At 70.5% G+C, this 6,749-nt stretch carries 6 protein-coding genes; all 6 read right to left on the bottom strand.

Annotated features, from left to right (window positions below):
* Nucleotides 1-360: chorismate synthase (locus VE614_RS13175; RefSeq protein WP_324936025.1), on the bottom strand; the 360-nt coding region annotated here is incomplete at its 3' end.
* A 211-nt stretch (nt 361-571) separates the two neighbouring features.
* Nucleotides 572-1,399, bottom strand: coding sequence for a shikimate dehydrogenase (locus VE614_RS13170; RefSeq protein WP_324936023.1), 828 nt, complete (start codon nt 1,397-1,399; stop codon nt 572-574).
* On the bottom strand, nt 1,399-3,141 hold the full coding sequence (gene mltG, locus VE614_RS13165; protein WP_324936021.1) for an endolytic transglycosylase MltG: 1,743 nt from the start codon (nt 3,139-3,141) through the stop codon (nt 1,399-1,401). Before mltG ends, VE614_RS13170 begins: the two co-directional genes overlap by 1 nt.
* Before the next feature lie 119 nt (nt 3,142-3,260).
* Nucleotides 3,261-3,725, bottom strand: a complete 465-nt coding sequence (ruvX, locus tag VE614_RS13160; protein ID WP_324936019.1) for a Holliday junction resolvase RuvX — start codon at nt 3,723-3,725, stop codon at nt 3,261-3,263.
* A complete protein-coding gene (alaS, locus tag VE614_RS13155) occupies nt 3,725-6,397 on the bottom strand; it encodes an alanine--tRNA ligase (protein ID WP_324936017.1) in 2,673 nt (890 codons plus the stop codon). The genes ruvX and alaS overlap by 1 nt, the downstream gene beginning before the upstream one ends.
* The gene (locus VE614_RS13150) at nt 6,397-6,744 is read right to left on the bottom strand and encodes a hypothetical protein (RefSeq protein ID WP_324936015.1); all 348 of its coding nucleotides are present in this window, start codon (nt 6,742-6,744) and stop codon (nt 6,397-6,399) included. Before VE614_RS13150 ends, alaS begins: the two co-directional genes overlap by 1 nt.
* Nucleotides 6,745-6,749: the final 5 nt, after the last annotated feature.

Raw genomic sequence — 6,749 nt, 5'->3', positions numbered from 1 at the left:
CAGATCCGCGTGACCGGGCCGCGGCCGGGTCAGCGGCGCGTTGCGCGCCAGCTCGGCCAGCTCGTCCGGGTCGACGGGGTCGGCCGCCATGACCTTCTCCCACTTCGGCCACTCGGTGTTCCCCACCATGACCGCCACCGGAGAGCCGAGCGTGAGTCCGTGCCGGACGCCGCCGATGAAGGTGACCTCGTCGCGCTCGAATTTCATCCGCGCACCGCGGCCGTAGCCGAGCCGGCGCCGCGCCAGGTGATCCGCCACCATCTCCGTGGTGATGGGCACGCCGGCGGGAAGGCCCTCCAGCGTCGCGACGAGTGCGGGACCATGGGACTCCCCCGCGGTCAGCCAGCGCAACCTGCTCAACGGTGCTCCTCAGTGCTCGCGCCCTGGTACTGCCCTGCCTGCGCGCGTCCTCGCGTGCGGCGGTGGCGCGACCCGGGTGCGCGGCCCTGGCCCGCCACCTCCGATCCTCCCATGTCCCGGCCGCGGTCCCATCCGCCGGTCCACCAGGCGGACGGGACAGCGCCGGGAGCCGGGTGTGGAACCCGTCACACAGCGCGGTCCGGGCCCGTGATCAGCGCTCCGCCAGGGCCCGCTCGCCCGCCCGCCGCATCGCCGCGACCGGGGCCGGCGCACGGCCGGTCATCTGCTCCACCTGGAGCACCGCCTGGTGCACCAGCAGGTCGAGACCGCTGACCACGGCGCCACCGTACGCGGACCAGCGGGCCGCGAGGGTGGTCGGCCAGGGGTCGTAGAGCACGTCGAAGAGGGCGGCCGGCCGCTCCGGGACGGCGGCGGCCAGCGCGTCGGTGGCACCCGCCGGGGTGGTCGCGATGACGAGGGGCGCGCGCAGCGCCTGCTCGGCGTTCGCCCAGTCCTCGACGCGCACCTGGACGTCCAGCCGCCCGGCCCACTCCCGCATCTCGGCGGCGCGTGCCTCGCTGCGGACGTAGACGGCGATCTCACCGGTGCAGATCCGGGCCAGCGCGGCCAGGGCGGAGGAGGCGGTGGCGCCCGCGCCGAGCACCGCCGCGCTGTCGGCCTTCTCGATGCCGTGCTCGGCCAGCGCCGCGACCATGCCGGGGATGTCGGTGTTGTCGCCGGTGCGCCGGCCGTCCTCGTGGAAGACGACGGTGTTCACGGCGTCCACCGAGGACGCGGTCTCGCTGATCTCGTCGAGCAGCGGGATGACCGCCCGCTTCAGCGGCATGGTCAGCGACAGGCCCGCCCACTCCCGCCCCAGTCCCTCCAGGAAGCGCGGCAGTGCCTCCTCGTCGACCTCGAAGCGGTCGTACGTCCAGTCGGTCAGCCCCAGTTCCGCGTAGGCGGCGCGGTGCAGCACCGGGGACAGGGAGTGGGCGATGGGCGAGCCGAGAACGGCGGCGCGGCGGGATGCGGCCATCAGTTGTTCCTCGAAGCGTTCCACTGGTCGACCAACCGCTGGTGCTCTTCGTTGGTCCGGGTGAACTTGCTCGTCTTGCCGTCCATGGAGATGAAGTAGTACCAGCCGTCGTCGGTCGGGTCGAGGGCGCCCTGGAGCGCCTCCTCGCCCGGGTTGCTGATCGGTCCCGGCGGCAGGCCCCGGTAGTAGTACGTGTTGTACGGGTTGTCGTAGTTCCGCAGCTCGGCCAGGGTCAGGTCGATCTTGCTCTGGTTCTTGATGTAGTTGTACGTGGAGTCGAACTCCAGCATGCCGTTGGTCTGCGGGTTCGCGGGCTCGAGCCGGTTGTAGACGACCTCGGCCATCTTGCGGAAGTCGTCATGGCTGGTGCCCTCGGCCTGGACGAGGCTGGCGACGGTGATCAGCTGCCACGGGTTCTCCAGGCCCAGGCTCTCGGCCTTCTTCTCGACGCCCAGTTCCTCGTAGACGTCGGTGGCGCGCTGCACCATCTCCTTCAGGACCTCCTCGGGCTTCTGGCCCTTGGCGACCGGATAGCTGGACGGGAAGAGGAAGCCTTCCAGCGGGTCGTTGACGTCCTTGTGGTCCATCGCCCAGTCGGGCAGGCCGAGCTTTCGCCAGTCCTCCTTGGCGACCTCGGCGGTGGTGCCCTCGTCGACCTCCAGGCGCTGGTCGATGAGCTTGTAGATGTCGGCGTTGCGCGCGCCCTCGATGATGATCAGGTTGTTCTTGCTCTCGGGGCTGAGCATCAGCTTCACCGCGCTGTCGGCCGACATCTCCTTCTCCAGCGTGTACACGCCGTCCTGGATGCTCTTGCCCTGCGGGTTGCCGTTCTGGGCGGCCACGAAGGCGTCGACACTCTTGACGACGCCGGCCTCCTTCAGGATGTTGCCCATCTGCGAGCCGCTCGCGCCCTTGGGGATGCGGACGGAGATCTGCTCGCCATTGCCGTCGCCCGAGAAGTCCGGGGCCTCGCCGAAACGGTCCTGGTAGAACTGAAGGCCGAAGTAGCCGATGCCCGCGAGACCGCCGCCGAACACCAGGACGACCACCAGGCAGGCGATGCCGTTGCGGCTCTTCTTGTTCTTGCCGCCCCGGCCCCGCCGGTCCGCCCGGCCGCGCCGCCCTCCGGGCTGCTCGCCGGCGCCGTCGTCGTCATCGTCGCCGCCTGCGAAAAAGGCGGCCTCGCCCTGGTCGGGGCCCGGGTCCCAGTCGGTCTGCGGCTCGGGGTCGGCGCTGCGGCGGGCCGGCGGCTCCGGCGGCGGGTAGGCGTCCGGGGTGCCGTAGAAGTCGGGCTGTTCGCCCTGGTAGCCCGCCGTCTGCTGGGCGTACGGGTCCACCGGGTCGGCGGGGTACGGGATGTGCGGCTGCTCGCCGGTCCCCCAGCCGCCGTTGTCGTACTGCCCGGTGTCGTACTGCTGTCCGTCGGGCTGCTGACCGCCGTGCTGGTTGTCGTACTGCTGCCCGCCGTGCTGGTCGTACGAGGGCTGACCCTCGCCGGAGTGGTCCTGCCGGCCGTGGTCCTGGTACTGCTGCTGCCCCTGGCCGTACGCGGTCTGCTGACCGCCGTCGCCCCACTCGCCGTACTGCGACTCCTGCGGCTGCTGCGGACAGTGCTGCGGCTGGCCGCCGTAGGACGACTGCCCACCCTGCTGGGCCTGCTGTCCTCCCCATCCGCCGTCCCCGTACAACGGGTCCTCCGGATGCCACGGTTCGGAGCCTTGGCCCCGGCCATACTCAGTCATCGATCCCCTAGAGCCGCGAGGCGGCGGTCGCGGCCCTGGGGACCGGTTCCGTCCCGCCTCTTGCTGTGCGGCGGCTGTTCGAATGCCGCCGCATCGCGCGGAACGTTACCGTATCGCGATCAGATGACCACTTCGACGCCCTCGCCCGGGGCTTTGCCTGACACCCGTTCGGATTCCAGCGCCTGCTGAAGGATGATCACAGCGGCAGCCTGGTCGATGACGGACCGGCCCTTCTTGGACTTCACGCCCGAGGCGCGCAGTCCCTGGCTCGCGGTCACCGTCGTCATGCGTTCGTCGACGAGTCGCACCTCGACCGGCGCGATCACGCGGGCCAGCTCCTGGGCGAAGCCGCGGACCTTGGTCGCGGCCGGGCCCTCGCCCCCCTTGAGGGAGCGGGGCAGACCGACCACGACCTCGATCGGCTCGTACTCCTCGACCAGCTGCTTCAGCCGCCGCCGCGCCGCCGGGACGTCCCGCCCGGGGACGGTCTCCACCGGCGTGGCGAGGATCCCGTCGGGGTCGCACGAGGCGACCCCGATGCGGGCGTCCCCGACGTCGATGGCGAGCCGGCGTCCTCTGCGCATTACTTGGCCGTCTCCGCGACCAGGCGCTCCACGGCGTCCACGGCGTCACCGATGGCGGCCGGGTTCTGGCCGCCGCCCTGGGCGACGTCCGGCTTGCCGCCACCGCCGCCACCGAGCGTCTTGGCGGCCGTACGGACCAGGTCGCCGGCCTTGAGGCCACGCTCACGGGCGGCCTCGTTGGTGGCGATGACCGTCAGCGGTTTGCCGTTGACGGTGGTGAACAGGGCCACCACGGCGGCCCGGCCGCCCTGGATCCGGCCGCGCACGTCGAGGACCAGCTTGCGCAGGTCGTCGGCGGTGGTGCCGTCCGGGACCTGGCCGGTGACCAGCGCGACGCCGCGCACGTCCTTGGCGGACTCGGCGAGCCCGGCGGCGGCCTGGAGCACCTTCTCGGCGCGGAACTTCTCGATCTCCTTCTCGGCGTCCTTCAGCTTGCCGAGCATGGCGGAGACCTTCTCCGGCAGCTCCTCCGGACGGCCCTTGAGCAGCTCGGTGAGCTGGTTGACGACCGTGTGCTCCCGGGCGAGGAAGTGATAGGCGTCCACGCCGACCAGGGCCTCGATACGGCGCACACCGGAGCCGATGGAGGACTCGCCGAGCAGCTTCACCAGACCCAGCTGGGCGGTGTTGTGCACGTGCGTGCCGCCGCACAGCTCCTTGGAGAAGTCGCCGATGGTGACGACGCGCACCCGCTCGCCGTACTTCTCGCCGAACTCGGCGATGGCGCCCTGCTTCCTGGCCTCGTCGATGCCCATGACCTCGGCGTGCACCGAGAGGTCGCGGGCCAGCACCTCGTTGATCCTCTGCTCGACGTCGGTCATCACGGCCGTGGGCACGGCGGACGGGGAGCCGAAGTCGAAGCGGAAGCGGCCGGGCTGGTTCTCCGAACCGGCCTGGGCGGCCGTCGGGCCGAGGGCGTCGCGCAGGGCCTGGTGGGTGAGGTGGGTGGCCGAGTGGGCGCGGGCGATGGCCGTGCGACGGCGGGCGTCGATCGAGGCGTGGGCCTTGGCGCCGACGGTGACCTCGCCGACCTGGACGACGCCCTTGTGGACGTAGACGCCCGGGACCGGCTTCTGGCAGTCGCGGACCTCGATCACGGCACCGGTGTCGACCTTGATCTTGCCGGTGTCGCCGATCTGGCCGCCGCCCTCGGCGTAGAACGGGGTGCGGTCGAGAACGATCTCCACCTCGTCGCCCTCGGTGGCGGCGGGCGAGGAGACACCGTCGACCAGGATGCCGACGACGGTGGTCTCGCCCTCGGTGTCGGTGTAGCCGATGAAGTCGGTGGCTCCGGCGCGGTCGGCGATCTCGCGGTAGGCACCGAGGTCGGCGTGGCCGGTCTTCTTGGCCTGGGCGTCGGCCTTGGCGCGCTCCCGCTGCTCCTTCATCAGGCGGCGGAAGCCGTCCTCGTCCACGGAGAGGCCCTGCTCGGCGGCCATCTCCAGGGTGAGGTCGATCGGGAAGCCCCAGGTGTCGTGGAGCAGGAACGCCTTGTCGCCGGGCAGCACGGTGGAACCGGCGGCCTTGGTCTCGGAAACGGCGGTGTCGAGGATGTTGGTGCCGGCCTTCAGCGTCTTGAGGAAGGCGTTCTCCTCGGCGAGGGCGACCTTCTCGATGCGCTCGCGGTCGGTGATCAGCTCGGGGTACTGCTGGCCCATCATGCCGATCACGACGTCGATCAGGTCCTTGACGACCGGACCGGTGGCACCCAGCAGGCGCATGTTGCGGATGGCGCGGCGCATGATGCGGCGCAGCACGTAGCCGCGGCCCTCGTTGCCGGGGGTGACGCCGTCGCCGATGAGCATGGTGGCGGTGCGCATGTGGTCGGTGACCACGCGCAGGGAGACGTCCGACTCGTGGGCGTCGCCGTAGCGGACGCCGGTCAGCTCGGTGGCCTTCTCGATGACGGCCATCGAGGTGTCGATCTCGTACATGTTCCGCACGCCCTGCAGAATCATGGCGAGGCGTTCCAGGCCGAGGCCGGTGTCGATGTTCTTGCTCGGCAGGTCCCCGAGGATCTCGAAGTTGTCCTTGCCGATGCCCTCCCCCCGCTCGTACTGCATGAAGACGAGGTTCCAGATCTCCACGTACCGCTCGTCGTTGACGGCGGGGCCGCCCTCGACGCCGAACTCGGGGCCGCGGTCGTAGTTGATCTCGGAGCAGGGGCCGCACGGGCCGGGCACGCCCATGGACCAGTAGTTGTCCTTCATGCCCAGGCGCTGGATGCGCTCCCTGGGCACGCCGACGACCTCGTGCCAGATGCGCTCGGCCTCGTCGTCGTCCTTGTAGACGGTGATCCACAGGCGCTCGGGGTCGAGGCCGTAACCGCCCTTGTCCTGCGAGCTGGTGAGCAGCTCCCAGGCGAGCTTGATGGCGCCTTCCTTGAAGTAGTCGCCGAAGGAGAAGTTGCCGCACATCTGGAAGAACGTGCCGTGCCGCGTGGTCTTGCCGACCTCTTCGATGTCGGGTGTGCGCACGCACTTCTGCACGCTCGTGGCGCGCGGGAACGGCGGCTTGACCTCGCCGAGGAAGTAGGGCTTGAAGGGCACCATGCCGGCCGGGACGAGGAGCAGAGTCGGGTCGTCCGCGATGAGCGACGCCGAAGGGACGACGGTGTGCCCGCGCTCCTCGAAGAAGCTCAGCCAGCGACGGCGGATCTCAGCCGACTCCATCAGTGGTCCTCATTCCGGTTGTTCGAGTACGTCGTGTTCTCGATGTACTTCGGGTCGTTGCGGTTCTCGATGACGGCGTAGCGCCGGTGGGGTGCGGGGAGTTCCGGGTCGGCGTTGAGGCCGAGGGCGTCCCCCAGTTCGGCCTCCCGCCGGGCCATGTTGTCGCGGACGTCGAGGGCGAAGCCGACCGCGCGGTCCTTGAGCCGGTGACCGGCCTCGATCGCCTTGTTCGCCGCGGACGCGGCCAGGCTCTCGGGGGTCAGCTGCTTCAGCTTGCGGTTGACCTTGGTGGTGGCCCACACACCGGCGGCGACACCGGTGCTGAACCAGAACGTACGGCGGAACATCGCTG

The organism is Streptomyces sp., assembly GCF_035645055.1.
Lineage (GTDB): Bacteria > Actinomycetota > Actinomycetes > Streptomycetales > Streptomycetaceae > Streptomyces.
The sequence above is the reverse complement of the archived record's forward strand: the minus strand, read 5'-3'. Positions and strand labels throughout refer to the sequence as shown.